The sequence below is a fragment of the Pseudomonas azerbaijanorientalis genome (assembly GCF_019139795.1).
Classification (GTDB): domain Bacteria; phylum Pseudomonadota; class Gammaproteobacteria; order Pseudomonadales; family Pseudomonadaceae; genus Aquipseudomonas; species Aquipseudomonas laurylsulfatiphila.
The window spans coordinates 3,120,853-3,142,504 of record NZ_CP077078.1 but is presented as its reverse complement, the minus strand read 5'-3'; the positions used below and the strand labels follow the sequence as shown (position 1 = coordinate 3,142,504).

Here is a 21,652-nt window from a genome sequence, read left to right as displayed (position 1 = left end):
TGTTGGTCGCCCCTTTTTTATTGTTGCAGCGAATCCTTTGTGGGAGCGGGCTTGCTCGCGAAGGCGGTGTTTCAGTCAGCATTGATGTTGAAGCTGATACCGCTTTCGCGAGCAAGCCCGCTCCCACAGGGTTGTGTGTTTATTTCGCGGAGATGGCACCATCCACCAGCGTTTGCGCCTCGGCTACCAGTTGCTTGAGGTGGTCGTCGCTGACAAAGCTTTCGGCGTAGATCTTGTAGATGTCTTCCGTGCCCGACGGACGCGCTGCGAACCAGCCGTTTTCGGTCATGACCTTGAGACCGCCAATGGCCTGATCATTGCCCGGCGCATGGCTGAGGATGCTCTGGATCGGCTCGCCGGCCAGTTGGGTCGAGGTGACCTGTTGCGGCGACAGCTTGCTCAACAGGGCCTTCTGCTCCGGGTTGGCCTTGGCGTCGACCCGTACCGAGAACGGCTCACCCAGTTCATCGGTCAAGGCACGGTACGCCTGGCTCGGGTCGCGACCGGTCCGGGCCGTCATCTCGGCAGCCAGCAGGGCCGGAATCAAACCGTCCTTGTCGGTGCTCCAGACGCCGCCGTCCTTGCGCAGGAACGAGGCACCGGCGCTTTCTTCGCCACCGAAACCCAGGGATCCGTCGAACAGTCCGTCGGCAAACCACTTGAAGCCCACCGGCACTTCGTACAGGCGACGGCCCAGGCGTTTGGCCACGCGATCGATCAAGCCGCTGCTGACCACGGTTTTGCCTACGGCGGCATCGGCGCGCCATTGCGGACGATTCTGGAACAGGTAGTCGATGGCAACGGCGAGGTAGTTGTTCGGTGCCAGCAAACCGCCGGACGGCGTGACGATGCCATGGCGGTCATGGTCAGGGTCGCAGGCAAACGCCACGTCGAAGCGCTCTTTCAGGCCAATCAGACCTTGCATGGCATGGCTGGACGATGGGTCCATGCGGATCTGGCCGTCCCAGTCGACGGTCATGAAGCGGAAGGTCGGGTCGACCTGTTTATTCACCACATCCAGGTCCAGACGGTAATGCTCGGCAATCGCCGACCAGTAGCGCACCCCTGCTCCACCCAGCGGATCGACGCCCAGGCGCAGCTTGGCTTCGCGAATGGCGTCGAAGTCGATCACGTTGATCAGGTCGGCGACATAGGTGTTGAGGTAATCGTGACGATGGGTGGTGCTGGCCTTGAGTGCCTGCTCGTAGCTGATACGCTTGACGCCTGCGAGCTTGTTGGCCAGCAATTCGTTGGCCTTGGCTTCGATCCACTTGGTGATGTGGGTATCGGCCGGACCACCGTTGGTAGGGTTGTACTTGTAACCACCGCTTTGTGGCGGGTTGTGCGACGGCGTGATGACGATGCCGTCCGCCAGGCCACTGGTGCGACCACGGTTGTAGCAGAGAATCGCATGGGAAATGGCCGGTGTCGGGGTGTACTCGTCGCCAGCGGCGATCATCACGGTCACGCCGTTGGCCGCCAGCACTTCAAGAGCGCTGGCACCGGCCGGCGTGGACAGCGCATGGGTGTCGATACCGACAAACAGCGGGCCATCGATGCTCTGAGCTTCGCGATACAGACAAATGGCCTGGCTGATCGCCAGCACGTGCCATTCGTTGAAACTCAAGTCGAACGAGCTACCGCGGTGCCCCGATGTGCCGAAGGCAACGCGCTGGGTCGAAATGGCGGCATCAGGCTGGCCGGTGTAATAGGCCGTGACCAGTCGCGGGATATCGACCAACAGTTCTGCCGGTGCCGGTTTACCCGCAAAAGGACTGAGTGTCATGCAAAACCTCTGGAATCGAGTGGTTCAGGAATTGAGTCGCAGTTTACTGGCAGTTTGACCGCAACGCGATGGGATCGATCCCACACAGTGGAGGTTGTTATTTTTTGTCACTCACTCGATCGATTCCAGGCGCAGCGCATCCCCCAGCAGTCCCAGCGCGGCCGCCAGGTTGTGATCGCCGCCGAAGGTATGACTCAGGCGCAAATGCTGCCCGTGCAGACCGTGGAGGCTGAACAGTTCGCCCGGCGCGATGACCACCTGTTGCGCCAGCAGGCGCTGGAACACACGGCGCACATTGACCCGGCGCAACGAACGCACCCAGATCGTTGCACCGCCTTGCGGCTCGACTAAATGCAAGGCATCTCCCAGTCGCTCCTGCAACAACTGGGTCATTTGACTCTTGCGCTCCTTGAGTAGCCTTCGCAGCACCAGCAGGTGTTGATCGATGCGACCGCTGCCATACAAACGGGCGATGGCTTTCTGGCGAATCGGCGACAGTCGAAACGAACGCAGCAGGAAGTGCCGTTGCAGTTCGGCGCTCAAGTGCCTTGAAAGCAGGTAGCCGTAGGGCGCTTCCGGTCCAATGATTTTCTCGAACGCGGAAAACACCATCAGCCGTTCAGGGTCCAGCAAGTCGCGAAAGCGCAGGCCGCCCGGGTCGAATCCGAGCTCGCCATAACAGTCGTTTTCCAGCACCCAACTGTCATGCGTGGCCAACAGCCGGGCAATGGCCTGCCTGTTTTCCTCAGGCGCCAGGCTGCCACGGGGCATGTTCAGGGCCGATGACAGCATCACCAGTCGTACCGGCTCGGTCTCCAGCAACGTTTTCAGCCGGTGCGGATCGAGGCAACCATCGGCTTGCACAGGCCACTCGATCACCCGCACACAGGCGGCTTGAAACAAACGCAGGATCGTCCAGTCGCACGGCGACTCAACCACGACCGTGGCGTCTTTCAAGCCCAGCACGGCGATGAGGATTTCCAGGACGCCGCGCAGGTCGGCACCGATGTAGACATCATCGGCATGCCAGTAACGCATGGGAGACGTGGTGTAGCGTGCGGCCAGGGCGGTGCGCAGCTCGAGCTCGCCGCAGGGTTGCGAGGGCGACTGCGGCTGCCTTGGATACTGGCGCAGCATCTCTCGCTCCAGCAGTAACAAGGGACTGTCGAGCGGCTGCAACAAAGCCGGCTCATCGGCGCTCAGGACCAGCATCCCCGGACGCCTGGCATTGACATAGACAGCTTCGAGCAGATCGCTGCCGCTGTCCTGCGGGTTGAAAGACGACACTGGCAACGCGTAATAACCCGACTTGGCCACCGAAAACACGCGCCCTTCCTTCTCCAGCAGCGAATAGGCGTACTGAATGGTCGAGATCGACACATTGAGGCGCTCCGCCAGCTGCCGCAGCGACGGCAGGCGGATGCGTGAATCCCCTTCGGACTCATTGATCAGGCTGCCCAGATATCGATAAACGGCCTGATAGGCGAAATCCGTTTCTCGTGGACCTTTCATGGCTGAAGGCCGATCGCACTGGCTGATAGTCCGCTCACCTTCAGTGACCCGCTGACCATTCATCCACCAAGGTGTTGCCGGTGTCAGGATCGCCCACTGCCTCTTGCAACGCGGCGCACTGGATCTGTGCTTCGGGCGCCCCGTCATCGCTTCCTGGCGCCCGCTCCATGCGATAAAGGCGGCCAATCAGGCTGACTGGCAACCCGCTGACATCAGTCATCCATTGCATGATCTGTTCGGCGACCGGCTGCCCCTGCATGGCCCGGTGCAACTCGGGCATGGCCACCAGCATGCCCGGATGGCACTGACGCAAGAATCGCTCAAGCCCCGCACCTTCTTCGATAAACGGCGCAAAAAGCAGACACACCAATTGTGCTTCGCTCAGGCCCAGGTTCTTTTGCGCTTCGGCCGCCGCTCGGGCACGCTGATCGCCCAGTGTCGCCGGGTTGCCGAACACCTCGATGGCCTGCTCGCACAAACGCTCGGGCAAACGCTTGCGGCGCATCATCACCAGGGCGCGTTGCAGGTACTGCGCAACGCCTGACTCATAATCGCGTCCCTGCACGAAGCTCGCTTGCAACCCACGTACGTGCGCCGAGATCGACGCGCTGACGAATTCGTTGTCGCTGATCTGCGCGGACAGTTCGTCAGGCTGGAAGCCGAGAAATTCAGTCAGCAATGACCAGCGCTCCTCCAGGTTGCTGACCAGCAGGTCGTGAATCTCGATGCAGGTGCTACGACGGCAGGTTTCAAAGCGCTCTTCAGGACGCCATCGGGCCTGGCCGTCATCGGCATAGAACGCCTGATAACAGTCGCTGCCCAGCTCATCGAGCAATGCAAACAACCCCGCGTGGCCGGCCTCGCCCACGGGCGAAGGCTTGAGCCCTGCCTTGGTGGCGGCACGCTTCAAGCCGTCGATGAACTGTTTCTGCTGACGCGGCGTGTCACTGACGAGCAAAGCGTCGACACCACCGTCCCAGCGGGCGATTTGGCCGTAGAACTCGCCCGTGGCCAGATACCCGTCATCCCACAGGTCGAACCCGCCCTGCCAAGCCCGGCGATGCCCGATCAGCAGCAGGTTCAGGCGGCTGGACTCGCGGCCAGCGTCGGAGATCCGCGTCAGGTGATCGAACGGCAACACTTCCCGATCATCGACCATCAGCACCTCGACCCGTGGATCGTCATACACAAACAGTGCGCTGTTGGTCCGGTGCATGTTTTCCACGGCCGCCCGGCTTGTCCCGTTCAACCGCAACGAGGCGATGCGCAACTGAAATGTCGCCGGCGCCCGCGTGGCGATGGTCAATTGCGCCGCACGCAACAGCGCCAGGCTGTAGCAGTTGTCGCGGGCCCCGGACTGGACCGCCAACACCTTGTAATCACCAATACGCTCCATGCCTCCCGCCGCCACTGCCAGACGCTGAATCAACAACTGCAATGCAGTGCGCTCGGCACGGGAGAAGAAACCCAGCAATCGCTGCAGCACTTGTTGATAGACATAGTTCATCGCTTGGTCATGGATGCTGGTCATCTTTATTTACCTGGTACTCGTAAGTTCAATATCGCGCGGACAACACATTCCGCTGGACTGTCTGCACAAATGGAGTCGTCGACTTTATTGCCAAATGCTAGCACTTGAATTTTCTGGCAATCATTTGAATTGATCGTAACAGCCCTGCTTGCGCAAACTGCAGACATGACTGTAACGCACGGCTGGCAAGGGTTTTATCAATTGGAGACAGCGTCCTAGGAAGCGTCCTACAACGTCCCACAGACACTTATCACAAGAAATAAGGAAAGAAGTTGTTGCTGTCTTTCTGGCTACTACACAACAACTAACTAAATTGGAAGCGTGCACCAAGGGCGCACATTGAAAAGTTTTAGCCTGACACCCAGCCATGACTCATTCCTTGAGATGAAAGTAATCATTCAATTATCAGGGCTTAGTGGCTGATTAGAAGCTACAGATTACGGGCAAAAACCAGTTCAGTTGCTGGACCGGCCTGCGGATCGACAGGTTTGGGGGGCACAAACGAAAGAGTCCGTGCGGGCACGGACTCTTGGGGGGGCTTTTGCGTCGGCACTTGTGACGAGTGCTACGCCGGTTCGACTTGCAGGGCGACCCGCTCGCGACAAGGGCATTCGTCCATGTAGCGGTGTGCTTCGACCACCTCGGCAAACGGGAAGACCCGAGTCTTGAGCGGCAGCAGCACGCGGTCAGCGGTCAACTGGTTGATGTCGCGCAAGGCACGTTGCAGGGCGACCTGGTCCTGGGTGATGCCCAGTTCCGGCTTGCCGGTGAAGTTGCCGATGCAGTGCACGAAGAACTGAATGTTCTTCTGGAACGCTGCGCAGGCCGGGAATGGCGTCTGGTTGCCACCTTGCAGGCCGTACAGCACCAGGCTGCCGCGAGGCGCCAGCACATCGCCCAGCAACGACATCTGAGGACCGCCCAAACCATCGAAGACCACATCCACACCGCGGTTTTCGGTGATCTTGTTGATGCGTATCAGCAGATCTTCTTCCTCGGTAACGATGACTTTTTCGGCGCCCAGCGACAACAGATACTCACGTTCCTCTGCTGACTTGGTTGCGGCAATCACACGAACACCCAAGGCCTTGCCCAGTTGTACGAACGAAGGTCCGGCGCAATGGCTGGCGTCGGTCACCAGGGCGAATTGCCCGGGCTTGACCCGTGCCAGGTCGGCATAAGCAAAATAGGCGACCAGCAGCGGCGTGTAATGCACGCTGGCTTCGATCGGGCTCAGCACGTCCGGGTAACGGGTCAGCGACGAGCGCGGCAGGACAATCAGTTCTCCGTAGACCGGATAGTCGTTCGGGCTTTGGGCCGGGAAACTGGCGACCTTGTCACCGATCGCCAGGTCATCCACACCCTCACCGACAGCCGTGACGAAACCGGCCATTTCCTGGCCAAGGCCCGAAGGCAGACGGGCGTGGGACGACGCCAGGTTCTGGCGCCAGAGAGTGTCGTACCAGCTGATGCCAATGGCCTCGACGCGCACCTGCACTTCGCCCGGTGCAGGCAGAGCCGCCGCATGCTCTTCGCATTTGAGCACCTCGGCTGGACCAAACTTGTGAAAACGGATCGTGCGGGACATCACAAACCTCGCCAAATGAACCTCTAATGCCATGAACTCTAGCTGGGCTTTCAACCCAACACTATCAGTGGGTATTAATAGTCGACATGCCTGTCATTGATTCCGCAGCGGCGGCGACATTGTCAAATGCCGCAAGAAACCGAACCCTCCTTTGCAGGAAATCTGAATTACCCGGTGCAGAGTACCAGCCTTTCCCCTTAATATTCCTGCTGGCCATTGTTCTCATATGGCCGCCCACGTCAAGTTTGCTGACTCTGCCAGGACTCCAGATGAATCGTAATGACCTGCGTCGTGTCGACCTGAACCTGTTGATCGTTTTTGAAACATTGATGCACGAACGCAGCGTGACCCGTGCTGCGGAAAAACTGTTCCTCGGCCAGCCGGCCATCAGTGCGGCGCTCTCGCGCCTGCGCGGGTTGTTCGATGACCCGTTGTTTGTGCGTACCGGCCGCAGCATGGAGCCGTCCGCCCGGGCGATCGAGATTTTCGCCCTGCTCTCGCCGGCTCTGGATTCGATTTCCACCGCAGTCAGCCGAGCGGCCGAGTTCGATCCTGCCACAAGTACCGCCGTGTTCCGCATCGGCCTTTCGGACGACGTCGAATTCGCCTTGCTGCCCATGCTGCTCAAGCGCCTGCGCGCCGAATCACCGGGGATTGTGCTGGTGATACGCAGGGTCAACTACATCCTGATGCCAGGGTTGCTGGCCTCCGGTGAGATCTCCATCGGCGTCAGCTACACCACCGACCTGCCGGCCAACGCCAAGCGCAAGGTACTGCGCCGCAGCCAGCCCAAGCTGTTGCGCGCCGACACCGTGCCGGGGCCATTGAGCCTGGATGATTACTGCGCGCGCCCCCATGCACTGGTGTCGTTCGCCGGCGACCTCAGCGGCTTTATAGATGAAGAACTGGAAAAGCTCGGGCGCAAACGTCATGTGGTGCTCGCGGTGCCGCAGTTCAACGGCCTTGGCACCTTGCTGGCCGGCACTGACATCGTCGCAACCGTGCCGGACTACACGGCCGATGCGCTGACGGCCGCGGGCGGTGTGCGCGCGGAGGATCCGCCGTTGCCGGTGCGCAGCTTTGAACTGCACATGGCGTGGCGCGGGTCGCAGGATAATGATCCGGGGGAGCGCTGGTTACGGTCTCGGATTCAGATGTTTTTTGGGGATCCGGATAGTCTCTGAGAAGGATTGGCTGCCTGATCGGCTATGCAGCGGGCAATCCTTCCAGCGTAAATCATGGCAAACGGTGAAATGGGCGCGGCGCAAGCCTGAATGAAAACGGGTGCACCGACGTCGAACCGGGGGAAGATCAGCAAAAGAATTTCGTATACCCTAGCGCTATCTCACTCCAAATGACCGCCGCCGTGAACCTACCCAAACTCAACGCCCCCGACCTTGGTAACACGCCTTCGACTTCGGAAATCATCACCCGCCATCTGCGGGATGCGATTGTCGCCGGGCATTTTGCCGAGGATGAGCCGATCCGCCAGGACGACATCGCCCGCCAGTTCAATGTCAGCAAGATCCCGGTGCGCGAAGCCCTCAAGCGCCTGGAGGCCGAAGGGTTGGTGATGTTCCAGCGCAATCGCGGGGCGATGGTCACGCGGGTTTCCGATGCGGAGCTGGCGCAGATGTTCGAAGTGCGGATGTTGCTGGAGGACAAGATTCTGCGCCTGGCCATTCCGAACATGACCGAAGAGACCTTCGCCCGTGCCGAGCGCATCTGTCAGGAGTTCATCGGCGAGGACGACGTGGGGCGCTGGGCCGAGCTCAACTGGGAGCTGCACTCCTGCTTGTACGAGCCTGCGCAGCGACCGTTTCTGGTGAGTCTGATCCGTTCGGTCAACGACAAGCTGGAGCGTTATCTACGCATGCAGATGAGCTTGTCGGCCGGTAAAGAACGGGCCGATCACGAACACCGCGAGATCCTGGCGGCCTGTCGCGCCGGGGATGTGGACCTGGCGGTGAAGCTTCTGGACGAGCACATTGCCGGCGTCTGCACGACCCTGTTCGAGCACCTGCCCCACAGCCACTGACAGCGACGGATGCTGTGCCGATTTCGTCATCGCCACAGACTAAATCCATCAAGCCGACACCCCGCCGCACGGGCCACTCTTGCGTTCACTCAACCGAATGGACGTGGCCCTCCCATGAAACGCATCTCTGTGATCGACTCCCACACCGGCGGCGAACCAACCCGCCTGGTCACCGCCGGCTTTCCTGACCTGGGCACTGGCAGCATGGCCGAACGGCGCAAGGTATTGGCCGAACAGCATGATCAATGGCGCGCCGCCTGTATGCTGGAACCACGGGGCAGCGACGTACTGGTGGGCGCCCTGCTCTGCACGCCGGTGGACCCTGGCGCCTGTGCCGGGGTGATTTTCTTCAATAACACCGGTTATCTGGGCATGTGCGGCCACGGCACCATCGGCCTGGTGGCGTCGTTGGCGCACCTGGGCAAGATCGGCCCCGGCGTGCACAGCATCGAAACGCCGGTGGGCACAGTGCGGGCAACCCTGCACGAAGACCATTCGGTGAGTGTGCGCAACGTGCCAGCCTACCGTTATCGCAAGGCGCTGGCGGTGCAGGTGCCGGGCATCGGCCAAGTGGTCGGTGATATCGCTTGGGGCGGCAACTGGTTTTTCCTGGTCGCCGAGCACGGCCTGCGGGTGTCCGGCGACAACCTCGAAGCGCTGACCGCTTACACCTTCGCCGTGCAGCAAGCACTGGAAGCCCAAGGCATTCGCGGTGAAGACGGCGGCTTGATCGATCACGTCGAGTTGTTCGCCGATGACGATCACGCCGACAGCCGCAACTTCGTGCTCTGCCCCGGCAAAGCCTACGACCGTTCGCCCTGCGGCACCGGCACCAGCGCCAAACTGGCATGCCTGGCGGCCGACGACAAGTTGCAACCGGGGCAGATCTGGCGCCAGGCCAGCGTCATCGGCAGCGAGTTCGAGGGTTCCTACGAACTGCAGGGTGAGCGCATCGTGCCGACTATTCGTAGTCGCGCGTTCATCAGTGCCGAGGCGAGCCTGATCATCGAACAGGACGACCCGTTCGCCTGGGGCATTCGTCCATGAACGAGGGCCAGGTGGCCGATGTGATCGTGATCGGCGCCGGCATTATCGGCGCCGCCTGTGCCCAGGCGCTGGCCCGTCGCGGCTTGCAGGTGCTGGTACTGGACGCCGGTCTGCACGGCGCCACAGCCGCCGGCATGGGCCACTTGCTGGTACTCGACGACAACCCCGCCGAACTGGCCCTGAGTCAATATTCGTTGCAGCGCTGGCGCGAACTGGGCGCGGACCTGCCCGACAGCTGTGCCTACCGCTGCAACGGCACGCTGTGGCTGGCGGCCAATGCCGAAGAAATGGCGGTGGCCCACAGCAAATTCCTGAACCTGCAAGCCCAGGGCGTGGCTTGCGAACTGATCGGCGCCAATGCCCTGCGCCAGCGCGAACCGGAACTGCGCGAAGGACTGGAAGGCGGCTTGCTGATCAATGGCGACGGCATTCTATACGCCCCGGCGACGGCCGGATGGATGCTCGAAACACCGAACATCCGCCAGCGCCGGGCACGGGTCAGTGCGGTCGATGGCAACCGTGTCTGCCTCGATGATGGTCGTTGGTTGAGTGCCGATGCCGTGGTGTTGGCCAACGGTATTCAAGCCAACGAGTTGTGCCCGGAGTTGCCCATCGAGCCGAAAAAAGGCCACTTGCTGATCACTGACCGCTACCCCGGCAGCGTCACCCATACGCTGGTCGAACTGGGTTACGTCACCAGTGCCCACAATGCCACGGGGCCGTCGACCGCCTGCAATATCCAGCCGCGCCCCACCGGGCAACTGTTCATAGGCGCCTCGCGGCAATTCGCAACCACCGACCCGCAGGTCGAAGGCTGGATGCTCGCGAAGATGCTCAAGCGTGCCGCCGAGTACATGCCGGGGCTGGCCCGGCTCAATGGCATCCGTGCCTGGACCGGCTTTCGCGCCGCCAGCCCCGACGGTTTGCCGCTGGTGGGCCAGCATCCACAACATCAAGGCTTGTGGCTGGCAGTCGGTCACGAAGGACTGGGCGTAACTACTGCCCCCGGCACCGCCGATTTACTGGTTGCCCAACTGTTCAACGAAACCCCGCCACTGGCCGCACAACCTTATCTGCCCCAGCGTTTTCTCGGAGAACCGGTCTATGCCTGAATTGTTGCTGGACGGCCACGCCCTGAAAGTCGCCGAAGGCACCAGCGTCGCCGCTGCCCTGGCGTTGGCCAGTGACGGCTGCACGCGCACCTCGGTCAGCGGTCAGCGCCGTGCGCCGCTGTGCGGCATGGGCATTTGCCAGGAATGCCGGGTGACCATCGATGGCCGGCGTCGCCTGGCTTGCCAGACACTTTGCCGTGATGGCATGCAGGTGGAGACTCGCCCATGAATGAATACGCTGATCTGTTGATCATTGGCGCGGGCCCTGCCGGGATGAGCGCCGCCCTTGCCGCCGCCCCCAGCGGCGCCCGCATTGTCATGCTCGACGACAACCCGCTGCCGGGCGGGCAAATCTGGCGCGACGGACCTCAAGCCAACGTGCCCGGTCAGGCCCGGCACCTGCACAAGCGTCTGGCGTCGTGCAACAACATCCGCCATCACGCCGGTACTCGGGTGATCGCTGCCCCCGGCGCGAAACAACTGCTGGTGGAAAATGACGACCATGGCTGGTTGATCAGCTACGACAAACTGATTCTGTGCACCGGCGCCCGTGAATTGCTGCTGCCCTTCCCCGGCTGGACCCTGCCGGGTGTCACCGGTGCGGGTGGTTTGCAGGCACTGATCAAGGCTGGTTTGCCGGTGCAGAACGAGCGCGTGGTGATTGCCGGCAGCGGCCCGCTGTTACTGGCCAGTGCCGCCACCGCCAAACAGCATGGCGCGCAAGTGCAACGCATCGCCGAACAAGCCAGCCGCAGCGCCCTCGCCGGTTTCGCCGCGCAACTGCCGCGCTGGCCCGCTAAATGGCTGCAATCGTTCAGCCTGCTCGACCACCGCTACCGCACCGCCACCCACGTATTGGCGGTGCTTGGCACCGACCGAGTGGAAGGCGTGCGCCTGCAACAACAAGGCAACATCGTCGAACTGGAATGTGATCGGCTGGCCTGTGGATTCGGGTTGATTCCGAACATCCAGTTGGGTCAGGCACTGGGTTGCGCCATCGAAGATCAAGCCATCGCGGTGGATGCCTGGCAGGCCAGCAACCGCGCCGATCATTATGCGGCGGGCGAATGCACAGGGTTCGGCGGCAGTGAGCTGGCCTTGGTGGAAGGTGCGATTGCCGGCCACGCTGCGGTTGGCAATCAGCAAGCCGCCAGGCAATTGTGGCCGCGCCGGGCGCGCTGGCAGGGTTTCGCCAAGGCGCTGAACAGCGCGTTCGCCCTCGACCCGCGACTCAAGTCCCTGGCCCAACCCGATACCCTGGTTTGCCGCTGCGAAGACGTGCCCTACGCGGCATTGACCGGTCACTCTGACTGGCGCGAAGCCAAACTCGCCAGTCGCTGTGGCATGGGCGCCTGCCAGGGCCGGGTGTGTGGCGGCGCAGTGCGGCATTTGTTTGGTTGGCAGCCCTCGGCACCGCGCCCACCCTTCAGCCCGGCGCGGATCGAAACCTTGATGTCCCTGGACGATACCCCGCCGGCGTGATGACCACGCCTGGGGTTTCGGCCACGCTGCCGAGCCTCTATGATCCCGGGGGTCACCCTCAGACTCCCGGCGCCATGTATCCATCGCTCACCACCTTCAAACCTTGCGATCTGCCGGCGCTGCTGAACAGCCTTCAGCCCATCGCGCCGTTGCTCGATACCTTGTCGGACGTGGTGTTTTTCATCAAGGACTGCGAGGCCCGCTACGTCTTCGTCAACCAGACCCTGGCCCGGCGTTGTGGTTTCAAACACAGGGACGAGCTGCTGGGGCGCACCGCCGAAATGGTCTTCCCGGAACGCTTCGGTCCGCTGTACACCGAGCAGGATCGGCGAGTGCTGTCCAGTGGTCGCGAACTGGCCGATCAGCTGGAGTTGCATTTGTATTATGGCAATCAGCCGATCTGGTGCCTGACCCACAAACTCGCCCTGAAGGATGAACAGGGTCGGATCGTGGGCCTGGCCGGTATCTCCCGCGACCTGCAATCGCCACAGTCGAACCATCCGGCGTTCCAGAAACTCGCCGCCGTGGATGCCCATATCCGCCGCCACTTCGCCCGCTCCATCAGCCTCGCCGAACTGACCGCCATCGCTGGCTATTCCGTGGCGCAATTGGAGCGGCACTGCAAACGGGTGTTCCAGCTGACCCCACGGCAAATGATTCACAAGGCGCGCCTGGAGGAAGGTTCGCGGTTGTTACTGCACACCGAATTGCCGATTACCGAGATTGCCTTGCGCTGTGGTTACACCGACCACAGTGCCTTCAGCCGGCAGTTTCGGGCGCTGACCAGTCTGTCGCCGAGTCAGTATCGCGATAATCAGCGTTAGGCGGGTGATGAAGAGTGTTCTTCCGGTCCTCATCGCGAGCAAGCTCGCTCCCACAGGGGATCGCATTTACCTTGCGCACGCGGTCAATTGTGGGAGCGAGCTTGCTCGCGATGAGGCCAGTCCATCCACCACAAAACCTGCAATGAACCGATAAGCAGGCACGCACCTCTCACCTGCCAGTGTTTCTTAAAGGTGCGTCCACACACCCATTGCTCCCATCTGTAACACTGCCATCGTTTGCCCAGGCTTCCACTCTCCCGCTCGTTGCTCCCCCGCAAGACCTCTACTTCAAGGCCTGACGATTTATTCACCGTCAGAACTGGAATCGGGCACGTTGATTGCTATTGTTAATATCGTATACGAAATCCCCAATACGATATTCAACAGCACTTCACATCAACGAGGCCTCTATGAAAAACCCCGCATTTGCCGTAGCCCTCAGCGCTGTTCTCAGTACCTCCTTTATCGCCACTGCCCAGGCCGACAAGCTCGACGACATCATCGGTTCGGGCAAGCTGCGCTGCGCCGTGACCCTGGACTTCCCGCCCATGGGCTTTCGCGATGCCAGCAACTCGCCGGCCGGCTTCGATGTGGACTATTGCCGCGACCTGGCGAAGATCCTCGGGGTCGAGGCCGAGGTGGTGGAAACGCCGTTCCCGGATCGCATTCCGGCACTGGTCTCCGGCCGGGCTGACGTGATCGTCGCGTCCACCTCCGACACCCTCGAACGCGCCAAGACCGTTGGCCTCACCGTGCCCTACTTTGCCTTCCAGATGGTGGTGCTGACCCGCGACGACACCGGCATCAACGGCTTCGACGACCTCAAGGGCAAAGCCGTGGGCAACACCAGCGGCACTTATGAGGCCATCGCCCTGGAGAAAGACGTGAAGAACTGGGGCTCGGGTAGCTTCCGAGCCTACCAGTCGCAAAACGATACCCTGCTGGCCGTCACCCAAGGCCACATCGATGCCACCGTGGTCACCAACACCGTGGCCGCCGCCACCCTCAAGTCAGGCAAATACAAAAACCTGAAAGTCGCCGGTAACGCCCCGTACGTCATCGACTACGTGTCCCTGGGCGCCAAGCGCAGCGAGTACGGCCTGCTCAACTACCTCAACCTGTTCGTCAACCAACAGGTACGCACCGGTCGCTACCAGGAGCTGTTCGTTAAATGGGTCGGCACCGAGATCTCGCCGACCAACCTGACCGTGCCTCAGGTCTACTACTGAGATGTCCGGCATGCCTGGGCCAATGTCTCTGACCGGGCGCAGCCTGGTGGCGGGTGCTGCGCAAGGCGCCCTGCTGTTCGCCGATGTCGGCTTGAGTTTCTGGGGCGGAGTCGATCCCTGCACGGGTGAAGTCATCGACCGCCATCACCCGCTCAGCGGCCAACACCTGGCCGGCCGCGTGCTGGCGATTCCCAGTGGTCGCGGCTCGTGTACCGGCAGCAGCGTGTTGATGGAACTGATCAGCAACGGCCATGCACCGGCGGCATTGGTGCTGGCCGAAGCCGACGAGATCCTGACCTTGGGCGTGCTGGTGGCGCAGACCATTTTTGCCCGTTCCCTGCCGGTGCTGTGCATCGGTCGGGAGGCCTTCGCCGCCTTGCGCGGCCAGGCCTTCGCCCGGGTCGAAAATGCAACGCTGAGCCTGTTCGATCACCTGCCGGGCGACGCCTGGCAGGCGCTCGACAGCCCATTACCAGTCACTCACAGCACCGCCACGATCAAGCTCACCGAGCACGATCGGGTGCTGCTCGATGGCCGGCATGGCAAGGCCGCGCAAATGGCCATGCAGATCGTCCTGCGTATGGCCGAACTGCAGGGTGCCGACCAGTTGGTGGATGTCACTCAAGCACACATCGACGGCTGCATTTACACGGGACCTGCGAGCCTGCGCTTTGCCCGGCAGCTGGTGCAATGGGGAGCAAAAGTGCGAGTGCCCACCACGCTCAATTCAATTTCCGTCGACCAGCGCCGTTGGCGCGAACTTGGTATCGACCCGACACTGGGTGAACCGGCCAGTGCCTTGGGCGATGCCTATATGGCGATGGGCGCACAGCTCAGTTTCACCTGCGCGCCGTACCTGCTCGACACTGCACCGAAGGCTGGCGAGCAAATCGTCTGGGCGGAATCCAACGCAGTGGTCTACGCCAACAGCGTGCTCGGTGCACGCACCCTGAAATACCCGGATTACCTGGACATCTGCATCGCCCTCACCGGTCGTGCCCCGCTGATCGGCTGCCACCTGGACGCGCAACGCAAGGCACGGTTGCAGATCGAGTTGCCTGCCCTCGGTGAACTGGACGATGCCTTCTACCCGCTGCTGGGTTACCACATTGGTGCCCTGGCCGGCAGTCGCGTGCCGCTGGTGCTGGGACTGGAAAAACGCAAGCCGAGCCTGGACGACCTCAAGGCCTTTGGCGCGGCCTTCGCCACCACCTCTGCGGCGCCACTGTTCCACATCGCCGGGGTCACGCCGGAGGCCATTGACCCGGCGCAGGTGCTGGATGCGGACATTTCCATTGCCGTGGAAAAAATCCGCCTGAAGGACCTGCTGCCGAGTTGGCGCGAACTCAACAGTGCTCGTGATAACCGGGTGGATGTGGTGTCGCTGGGTAACCCGCACTTTTCCCTCAGCGAGTTCGCTCACCTGGCACGCCTGTGCCGGGGACGACAAAGACACCCGGATGTGGTGCTTGCCATCACCTGCGGCCGTGCCGTGTTGGAGCAGGCCCGTGAGGCCGGGTACATCGCCGTGATCCAAGCGTTTGGCGCGACCCTGGTCACCGACACCTGCTGGTGCATGCTCGGCGAACCCGTAATCCCCCTGGCGGCTGAAAACCTGATGACCAACTCGGGCAAATACGCCCACTACGCACCGGGCCTGGTCGGCCGCAAGGTGCACTTCGCCAGCCTTGCCGAATGCGTCGACGCGGCCTGCACCGCAACGGCCAGCGGACGTTTGCCGGCCTGGCTAAAACCTGCTGCCCTACTGGAGAGCCCTGCGCATGTTTGACTACAGCTTCCAATGGCGTTCCGCCCTGCGCGCCCTGCCGGACATGCTTGCCGGTGCCATCGTCACCTTCGAAACCGCCGCGCTGTCGATGATCTTCGGCGTGCTGATCGCCCTGGCCCTGACAGTGATGCGCGAGGCCAAACATCCATTACTGCGCGGGTTCGGCAACGGTTGGGTATCGATTGCCCGCAACACCCCGTCGCTGTTCCAGATCTACATCCTCTACTTCGGCCTCGGCTCGCTGAACCTGCACGTCAGTTCCTGGTTCGCCCTGCTGGCCGGGATCACCTTCAACAATGCCGGGTATCTGGCGGAGAACTTTCGCGGCGGCCTCAAGGCCGTGCCTCACACGCAGGTACGTGCGGCGCGTTCCCTCGGCATGAGTGCCTTCCAGGCCTACCGCATGATCATCGTCCCGCAACTGCTGCGGATCGTGTTCTACCCGCTGACCAATCAGATGGTCTGGGCGGTGTTGATGACGTCGCTGGGGGTGATCGTCGGACTAAACAATGACCTGACCGGTGTGACCCAGGAATACAACGTCAAAACCTTCCGCACCTTCGAGTATTTCGCCATCGCAGCGGTGCTGTATTACTTGATTGCCAAGGCGATCGTCGCGGCAGCCCGGCTGATGGCCTGGCGGTTGTTCCGTTACTGAGGAGCTGTCCATGTTTTCCACCGATTTTTCCTCGAATGACCTGATGTTCCTGCTCAACGGTGCGTGGGTCACGATGCAACTGACGTTCTGGTCGATCATTCTCGGCTCCATGGCCGGGTTGTTATTCGGCCTGCTGCGGGCCTTGTTGCCACGGGCCAGCCTGCCGTTGGCCTGGGTGCTGGACGTGTTTCGCAGCGTGCCGTTACTGATCCAGTTCGTACTGTTCAACTCACTCAAAAGCATCATCGGCCTGAACATCAGCGCCTTCAGCGTCGGCTGCATTGTGTTGGGGGTTTACGCTGCGGCGTACTTCACCGAGATCGTGCGGGCCGGCGTGCTGGCGGTGCCGTTCACCGTGCGCCGGGCCAGCCGTTCGCTGGGGCTGAGCTTCTTGCAGGACTTGCGCTGGATCGTCCTGCCGATGGCCACCCGGGTAGCGTTCCCCGGCTGGCTGAACCTGGTGCTCGGTGTAATGAAAGACACCGCGCTGGTGATGTGGATCGGCATCGTCGAACTGCTGCGCGCCTCGCAAACCATCGTCACCCGCATCCAGGAACCGTTGCTGGTGCTGTGCATCGCGGGCCTTATCTACTACGTCATGAGCCTGGTGGTCGCACGCCTGGGCGCTCGTCTGGAAAGAAGGTGGCAAGAAAATGATTGAGATCGACAACGTACATAAATCCTTCGGCAACCTCGAAGTGGTCAAGGGCGTCAACCTGACGGTGAACAAGGGCGAAGTGGTGTCGATCATCGGCGGCTCCGGCTCCGGCAAATCGACCTTGCTGATGTGCATCAACGGCCTGGAACCGATCCAGAAAGGCAACATCCGCGTTGACGGCGTCGAGGTCCATCACAGCGCCACCGACCTCAATCGCCTGCGGCAGAAAATCGGCATTGTGTTCCAGCAATGGAATGCCTTCCCGCACCTGACGGTGCTGGAAAACGTCATGCTCGCGCCGCGCAAAGTGCTGGGCAAAAGCAAGGCTGAAGCTGAAGAACTAGCGGTGAAGCAACTGACCCACGTCGGCCTGGGCGACAAGCTCAAGACCTTCCCTGGCAAGCTGTCCGGTGGCCAGCAACAACGCATGGCCATCGCCCGCGCCCTGGCCATGTCACCGGACTACATGCTGTTTGACGAAGCCACCTCGGCCCTCGACCCGCAGTTGGTCGGTGAAGTGCTGGACACCATGCGCATGCTCGCCGAAGACGGCATGACCATGGTGTTGGTGACGCACGAAATCCGCTTTGCCCGGGACGTGTCCGACCGTGTGGCGTTCTTCCGCAATGGCCTGGTGCATGAGATTGGTTCGCCGGATCAGGTGATTGGCAATCCGGTGCATGCGGAAACTGCAGCGTTTCTGAAATCAGTGAAATAGCGACTGGCCTCATCGCGAGCAAGCTCGCTCCCACAGGGTTTGATGGTGTACACAAAATCAGTGTGGGAGCGGGCTTGCTCGCGAAGGGGCCCTAACGGACAAAACAAGGATCAAGTCATGCGTTCATCAAAAGTCATTCATGTAGTCAGCTGCCACGCCGAAGGCGAAGTCGGCGACGTGATCGTCGGCGGTGTCGCCCCGCCGCCCGGCGCCACCGTGTGGGAACAGTCGCGCTGGATCGCCCGGGACGAAACCCTGCGCAACTTCGTCCTCAACGAACCCCGCGGCGGCGTGTTCCGCCACGTCAACCTGCTGGTCCCGGCCAAGGATCCACGGGCGCAGATGGCCTGGATCATCATGGAACCGGCGGACACCCCGCCGATGTCCGGCTCCAACTCGTTGTGCGTCGCCACCGTATTGCTCGACAGCGGCATCCTGCCCATGACCGAGCCGCAAACCCGCCTGGTGCTGGAAGCGCCCGGCGGCCTGATCGAAGCCGTGGCCGACTGCCGGGATGGCAAGGTGCAGCGGGTGGAAGTGAAAAACGTGCCGTCCTTCGCTGATCGACTGGATGCCTGGATTGAAGTCGAAGGCATCGGCTCGCTGAAGGTTGACACCGCTTATGGTGGCGACAGTTTTGTGATTGCCGATGCCAAGGGCCTGGGTTTCTCCATCCGCCCGGATGAAGCGGCCGATCTGGTCGCGGTCGGGCTGAAAATCACTCGAGCGGCCAACGAACAACTGGGCTTCGTGCATCCGCTGAATCCCGAGTGGTCGCACATTTCCTTCTGCCAGATCGCCGCGCCCATCGTCCATGAGAACGGCATCGCCACCGGCGCCAATGTGGTGGTGATTCAGCCGGGCAAGATCGACCGCTCCCCCACCGGCACGGGTTGCTCGGCGCGCATGGCGGTGTTGCAGGCTAAAGGTTTGATGCAGGTTGGCGAGCGCTTTGTCGGCCGTTCGATTATCGGCTCTGAGTTCCACTGCCGCATTGATTCGCTGACCGAAGTCGCCGGCCGCGCCGCGATTTACCCGTGCATTTCCGGCCGGGCGTGGATCACCGGCACCCATCAATTGCTGCTCGACCCAAGCGATCCGTGGCCACAAGGCTATCGCCTGTCCGACACCTGGCCCGGCGCCTGATCACGCCATCCCTGCCCCCCAGACCAAAGGCCAGCAAAAACCCCTGAAAAACCCAAAAAAGCACTAGCCGAGCATTGTCATTTTAAATATCGTATACGATATACAATTAACGAACCGGAGGCAACAATGAGCAAGCGCATTAACTGGAGTGGCGTCTTCCCCGCGGTGACCACTCAATTCAACGATGACTTCTCCATCAACCTGGAGAAAACCCATCAGGTGATTTCCAACGTGATCCGCGACGGCGTGTCAGGCCTGGTGGTCTGCGGCTCGGTGGGTGAAAACACCTCGCTGACCGCCGAAGAGAAAATCGCCGTGACTGAAGTCGCTGTCGATGCCGCCCGTGGTCGCGTACCGGTGATTTGCGGCGTGGCCGAGTTCACCAGCCTACAAGCGGCCAAGGTCGCCAATGCCGTACGCCGGGTCGGCGTCGATGGCGTGATGCTGATGCCGGCGCTGGTCTACGGTTCCAAGCCGTTCGAAACCGCCGAGCATTATCGCTACGTGGCGAAAAACGCCGACGTGCCGCTGATGGTCTACAACAACCCGCCTATCTATAAGAACGACGTCACCCCGGACATCCTGATTTCCCTGGCCGACTGCGACAACGTGGTGTGCTTCAAGGATTCTTCCGGCGACACCCGCCGCTTCATCGACGTGCGCAACGAAGTTGGTGACCGTTTCGTGTTGTTCGCCGGCCTCGACGACGTGGTGCTGGAAAGCATCGCCGTGGGTGCCGAAGGTTGGGTCTCGGGCATGTCCAACGTGTTCCCGAAAGAAGGCGAAACCATCTTCCGCCTGGCCAAGGCCGGTCGTTTCGCCGAAGCCATGCCGATCTACGAATGGCTGATGCCGATCCTGCACCTCGATGCCCGTGCCGACCTGGTGCAGTGCATCAAACTGTGTGAAGCCATTGCCGGTCGCGGCAGCGCCTTGACCCGTCCGCCACGCCTGGCCCTGCCGGAAGCCGACCGCGTATTCGTCGAGCAGATCATGGCCAAGGCGCTGGCCAACCGCCCGGAACTGCCGGACGTCGGTCTCTGAGTGATTGCCGGGCGGGCCTTTACTGGCCCCGCCCGGCTGCCCGTTTTTTTGCGTCTTAACAAGGTACGTCAGCATGTCGAATCCTCAACACACGCAAAGCGCAACCACACCCTCGGGACTCAAACGCGTGGTGGCCGCCGCCATGGCTGGCACCGTCGCCGAATGGTATGAATTCTTTCTCTACGGCACCGCCTCGGCATTGGTTTTTGGCAAGCTGTTCTTCCGCCAGACCGACAGCCCCATCGACGGCATCATTGCCGCCTTCGCCTTGTACGCGGTCGGCTTTCTCGCCCGGCCGTTAGGCGGCTTGGTATTCGGTCACTACGGTGACAAATTCGGCCGCAAACGTCTGCTGCAACTGAGCCTGGTAGTGGTCGGCATCACCACCTTCCTGATGGGTTGCCTGCCTGGCTTCGACCAGATCGGTTACACAGCGCCGGTGCTGCTGGTGCTGTTGCGGTTGATCCAGGGCTTCGCTTTCGGTGGCGAATGGGGCGGCGCAATTCTGCTGGTGTCCGAACACTGCCCGGACAATCGTCGGGGCTTCTGGGCCAGTTGGCCGCAAGCCGGGGTGCCGGCCGGCAACCTGGTGGCCACGCTCGCCCTGCTGCTGTTGTCGTCGAACCTGTCAGAGCAACAGTTCCTTGCCTGGGGCTGGCGCGTGGCGTTCTGGTTCTCGGCGGTAGTGGTGTTGATCGGTTACTGGATTCGCACCAGCGTCGATGACGCGCCGATCTTCAAGGAAGCCCAGGCCCGTCAGGCCCAAACCAAACAGCAACAGCTCGGTGTGGTGGAAGTGATGCGCCATCACTGGCGTTCGGTGCTGGTGGGAATCGGCGCTCGCTTTGCCGAGAACATCCTCTACTACACCGTAGTGACGTTCTCGATTACCTATCTGAAACTGGTGGTGCACAAGGACACTTCGCAAATTCTGCTGCTGATGTTCGGCGCGCACCTGGTGCACTTTTTCCTGATTCCCCTGATGGGCTATCTGTCGGACATCGTCGGGCGCAAGCCGGTGTACCTGACCGGCGCGGTGCTCACAGCGTTCTGGGGTTTCATCGGTTTCCCGATGATGGACACTGGCAACAACTGGCTGATCATGGCCGCCATCACCCTGGGCCTGGCCATCGAGTCGATGACTTATGCGCCTTACTCGGCGCTGATGGCTGAACTGTTCCCGACCCACGTACGCTACACCGCTCTGTCCCTGTGCTACCAGGTGGCGCCGATCTTCGCCGGTTCCCTGGCACCGCTGATCGCCATCACTTTATTCAACAAGTACCACAGCTCGACTCCGATCGCCTGGTATCTGGTGGGCGCCGCGCTGATTTCCGTGGTGGCTGTCGGCCTGACCCGCGAGACCCGTGGCAAGTCATTGCGCCAGGTGGACGCCGAGTCGGCGGCGCGGGTTGCTGCGCTGGACCCAGCCTCGACTAGCCCACGCCGGGCCGATTCTCTGGCCTGAGTAAATCCCTGTGGGAGCGAGC

19 protein-coding genes are annotated in these 21,652 nt (G+C 61.5%); 15 read left to right on the top strand and 4 right to left on the bottom strand.

What is annotated here, in order from left to right:
* Window positions 1-139: 139 nt before the first annotated feature.
* From pgm to KSS91_RS13985, 4 genes are all read right to left on the bottom strand, one after another.
* Window positions 140-1,786, bottom strand: a complete 1,647-nt coding sequence (gene pgm / locus KSS91_RS14000) for a phosphoglucomutase (alpha-D-glucose-1,6-bisphosphate-dependent) (protein WP_217835083.1) — start codon at window positions 1,784-1,786, stop codon at window positions 140-142.
* Window positions 1,787-1,897: 111 nt separating this feature from the next.
* Window positions 1,898-3,298, bottom strand: a complete 1,401-nt coding sequence (locus KSS91_RS13995) for an aminotransferase-like domain-containing protein (protein ID WP_217835082.1) — start codon at window positions 3,296-3,298, stop codon at window positions 1,898-1,900.
* A 40-nt stretch (window positions 3,299-3,338) separates the two neighbouring features.
* Window positions 3,339-4,829: a hypothetical protein gene (locus KSS91_RS13990; protein WP_217835081.1), complete on the bottom strand. Its 1,491-nt coding sequence runs from the start codon at window positions 4,827-4,829 to the stop codon at window positions 3,339-3,341.
* 565 nt (window positions 4,830-5,394) lie between these two features.
* The gene (locus KSS91_RS13985; protein WP_217835080.1) at window positions 5,395-6,417 is read right to left on the bottom strand and encodes a zinc-dependent alcohol dehydrogenase family protein; all 1,023 of its coding nucleotides are present in this window, start codon (window positions 6,415-6,417) and stop codon (window positions 5,395-5,397) included.
* A gap of 269 nt (window positions 6,418-6,686) precedes the next feature.
* Here KSS91_RS13985 and KSS91_RS13980 point away from each other — a divergent pair, with 269 nt between their 5' ends.
* The 15 genes from KSS91_RS13980 to abaF all read left to right on the top strand — a co-directional run bounded on the left by KSS91_RS13980 (window position 6,687) and on the right by abaF (window position 21,630).
* Complete coding sequence (locus KSS91_RS13980) at window positions 6,687-7,601, top strand: LysR family transcriptional regulator (protein WP_225923676.1); 915 nt, start codon at window positions 6,687-6,689, stop codon at window positions 7,599-7,601.
* A gap of 182 nt (window positions 7,602-7,783) precedes the next feature.
* Window positions 7,784-8,455, top strand: a complete 672-nt coding sequence (locus KSS91_RS13975; RefSeq protein WP_225923675.1) for a GntR family transcriptional regulator — start codon at window positions 7,784-7,786, stop codon at window positions 8,453-8,455.
* Between the two features lie 114 nt (window positions 8,456-8,569).
* Window positions 8,570-9,502 (top strand): 4-hydroxyproline epimerase, encoded by a 933-nt coding sequence (locus KSS91_RS13970; protein ID WP_217835078.1) that lies wholly within the window; start codon window positions 8,570-8,572, stop codon window positions 9,500-9,502.
* Window positions 9,499-10,614, top strand: a complete 1,116-nt coding sequence (locus tag KSS91_RS13965; RefSeq protein WP_217835077.1) for an NAD(P)/FAD-dependent oxidoreductase — start codon at window positions 9,499-9,501, stop codon at window positions 10,612-10,614. Before KSS91_RS13970 ends, KSS91_RS13965 begins: the two co-directional genes overlap by 4 nt.
* The gene (locus KSS91_RS13960) at window positions 10,607-10,843 is read left to right on the top strand and encodes a 2Fe-2S iron-sulfur cluster-binding protein (RefSeq protein ID WP_007994312.1); all 237 of its coding nucleotides are present in this window, start codon (window positions 10,607-10,609) and stop codon (window positions 10,841-10,843) included. The genes KSS91_RS13965 and KSS91_RS13960 overlap by 8 nt, the downstream gene beginning before the upstream one ends.
* Window positions 10,840-12,096 carry an NAD(P)/FAD-dependent oxidoreductase gene (locus KSS91_RS13955; protein ID WP_217835076.1) on the top strand — a complete coding sequence of 419 codons (1,257 nt, stop codon included), beginning with the start codon at window positions 10,840-10,842 and terminating at the stop codon, window positions 12,094-12,096. Before KSS91_RS13960 ends, KSS91_RS13955 begins: the two co-directional genes overlap by 4 nt.
* A 74-nt stretch (window positions 12,097-12,170) precedes the next feature.
* Entirely contained in the window at window positions 12,171-12,920 is a 750-nt protein-coding gene (locus KSS91_RS13950; RefSeq protein ID WP_217835075.1) for an AraC family transcriptional regulator, read from the top strand.
* 410 nt (window positions 12,921-13,330) lie between these two features.
* On the top strand, window positions 13,331-14,149 hold the full coding sequence (locus KSS91_RS13945) for an ABC transporter substrate-binding protein (protein ID WP_217835074.1): 819 nt from the start codon (window positions 13,331-13,333) through the stop codon (window positions 14,147-14,149).
* A gap of 10 nt (window positions 14,150-14,159) precedes the next feature.
* Window positions 14,160-15,938, top strand: a complete 1,779-nt coding sequence (gene lhpI, locus KSS91_RS13940; RefSeq protein WP_217835073.1) for a cis-3-hydroxy-L-proline dehydratase — start codon at window positions 14,160-14,162, stop codon at window positions 15,936-15,938.
* Complete coding sequence (locus KSS91_RS13935; protein ID WP_217835072.1) at window positions 15,931-16,596, top strand: amino acid ABC transporter permease; 666 nt, start codon at window positions 15,931-15,933, stop codon at window positions 16,594-16,596. The genes lhpI and KSS91_RS13935 overlap by 8 nt, the downstream gene beginning before the upstream one ends.
* Window positions 16,597-16,606: 10 nt before the next feature.
* Window positions 16,607-17,257, top strand: coding sequence for an amino acid ABC transporter permease (locus tag KSS91_RS13930; RefSeq protein WP_217835071.1), 651 nt, complete (start codon window positions 16,607-16,609; stop codon window positions 17,255-17,257).
* The gene (locus tag KSS91_RS13925; protein WP_047530195.1) at window positions 17,250-17,972 is read left to right on the top strand and encodes an amino acid ABC transporter ATP-binding protein; all 723 of its coding nucleotides are present in this window, start codon (window positions 17,250-17,252) and stop codon (window positions 17,970-17,972) included. Before KSS91_RS13930 ends, KSS91_RS13925 begins: the two co-directional genes overlap by 8 nt.
* Before the next feature lie 117 nt (window positions 17,973-18,089).
* A complete protein-coding gene (locus KSS91_RS13920; protein WP_217835070.1) occupies window positions 18,090-19,118 on the top strand; it encodes a trans-3-hydroxy-L-proline dehydratase in 1,029 nt (342 codons plus the stop codon).
* 126 nt (window positions 19,119-19,244) lie between these two features.
* Complete coding sequence (locus KSS91_RS13915; RefSeq protein ID WP_095966736.1) at window positions 19,245-20,162, top strand: dihydrodipicolinate synthase family protein; 918 nt, start codon at window positions 19,245-19,247, stop codon at window positions 20,160-20,162.
* Between the two features lie 73 nt (window positions 20,163-20,235).
* Entirely contained in the window at window positions 20,236-21,630 is a 1,395-nt protein-coding gene (abaF, locus tag KSS91_RS13910; RefSeq protein ID WP_217835069.1) for a fosfomycin efflux MFS transporter AbaF, read from the top strand.
* Window positions 21,631-21,652: the final 22 nt, after the last annotated feature.

What these genes read in the sequence shown, in the direction of transcription:
- KSS91_RS13980 (WP_225923676.1), top strand. Translation starts at nt 6,687, where the DNA reads ATGAATCGTAATGACCTGCGTCGTGTCGACCTGAACCTGTTGATCGTT.
- pgm (WP_217835083.1), bottom strand. Translation starts at nt 1,786, where the DNA reads ATGACACTCAGTCCTTTTGCGGGTAAACCGGCACCGGCAGAACTGTTG.
- KSS91_RS13930 (WP_217835071.1), top strand. Translation starts at nt 16,607, where the DNA reads ATGTTTTCCACCGATTTTTCCTCGAATGACCTGATGTTCCTGCTCAAC.
- KSS91_RS13935 (WP_217835072.1), top strand. Translation starts at nt 15,931, where the DNA reads ATGTTTGACTACAGCTTCCAATGGCGTTCCGCCCTGCGCGCCCTGCCG.
- KSS91_RS13995 (WP_217835082.1), bottom strand. Translation starts at nt 3,298, where the DNA reads ATGAAAGGTCCACGAGAAACGGATTTCGCCTATCAGGCCGTTTATCGA.
- KSS91_RS13945 (WP_217835074.1), top strand. Translation starts at nt 13,331, where the DNA reads ATGAAAAACCCCGCATTTGCCGTAGCCCTCAGCGCTGTTCTCAGTACC.
- KSS91_RS13970 (WP_217835078.1), top strand. Translation starts at nt 8,570, where the DNA reads ATGAAACGCATCTCTGTGATCGACTCCCACACCGGCGGCGAACCAACC.
- KSS91_RS13965 (WP_217835077.1), top strand. Translation starts at nt 9,499, where the DNA reads ATGAACGAGGGCCAGGTGGCCGATGTGATCGTGATCGGCGCCGGCATT.
- lhpI (WP_217835073.1), top strand. Translation starts at nt 14,160, where the DNA reads ATGCCTGGGCCAATGTCTCTGACCGGGCGCAGCCTGGTGGCGGGTGCT.
- KSS91_RS13950 (WP_217835075.1), top strand. Translation starts at nt 12,171, where the DNA reads ATGTATCCATCGCTCACCACCTTCAAACCTTGCGATCTGCCGGCGCTG.
- abaF (WP_217835069.1), top strand. Translation starts at nt 20,236, where the DNA reads ATGTCGAATCCTCAACACACGCAAAGCGCAACCACACCCTCGGGACTC.
- KSS91_RS13915 (WP_095966736.1), top strand. Translation starts at nt 19,245, where the DNA reads ATGAGCAAGCGCATTAACTGGAGTGGCGTCTTCCCCGCGGTGACCACT.
- KSS91_RS13955 (WP_217835076.1), top strand. Translation starts at nt 10,840, where the DNA reads ATGAATGAATACGCTGATCTGTTGATCATTGGCGCGGGCCCTGCCGGG.
- KSS91_RS13920 (WP_217835070.1), top strand. Translation starts at nt 18,090, where the DNA reads ATGCGTTCATCAAAAGTCATTCATGTAGTCAGCTGCCACGCCGAAGGC.
- KSS91_RS13960 (WP_007994312.1), top strand. Translation starts at nt 10,607, where the DNA reads ATGCCTGAATTGTTGCTGGACGGCCACGCCCTGAAAGTCGCCGAAGGC.
- KSS91_RS13985 (WP_217835080.1), bottom strand. Translation starts at nt 6,417, where the DNA reads ATGTCCCGCACGATCCGTTTTCACAAGTTTGGTCCAGCCGAGGTGCTC.
- KSS91_RS13990 (WP_217835081.1), bottom strand. Translation starts at nt 4,829, where the DNA reads ATGACCAGCATCCATGACCAAGCGATGAACTATGTCTATCAACAAGTG.
- KSS91_RS13925 (WP_047530195.1), top strand. Translation starts at nt 17,250, where the DNA reads ATGATTGAGATCGACAACGTACATAAATCCTTCGGCAACCTCGAAGTG.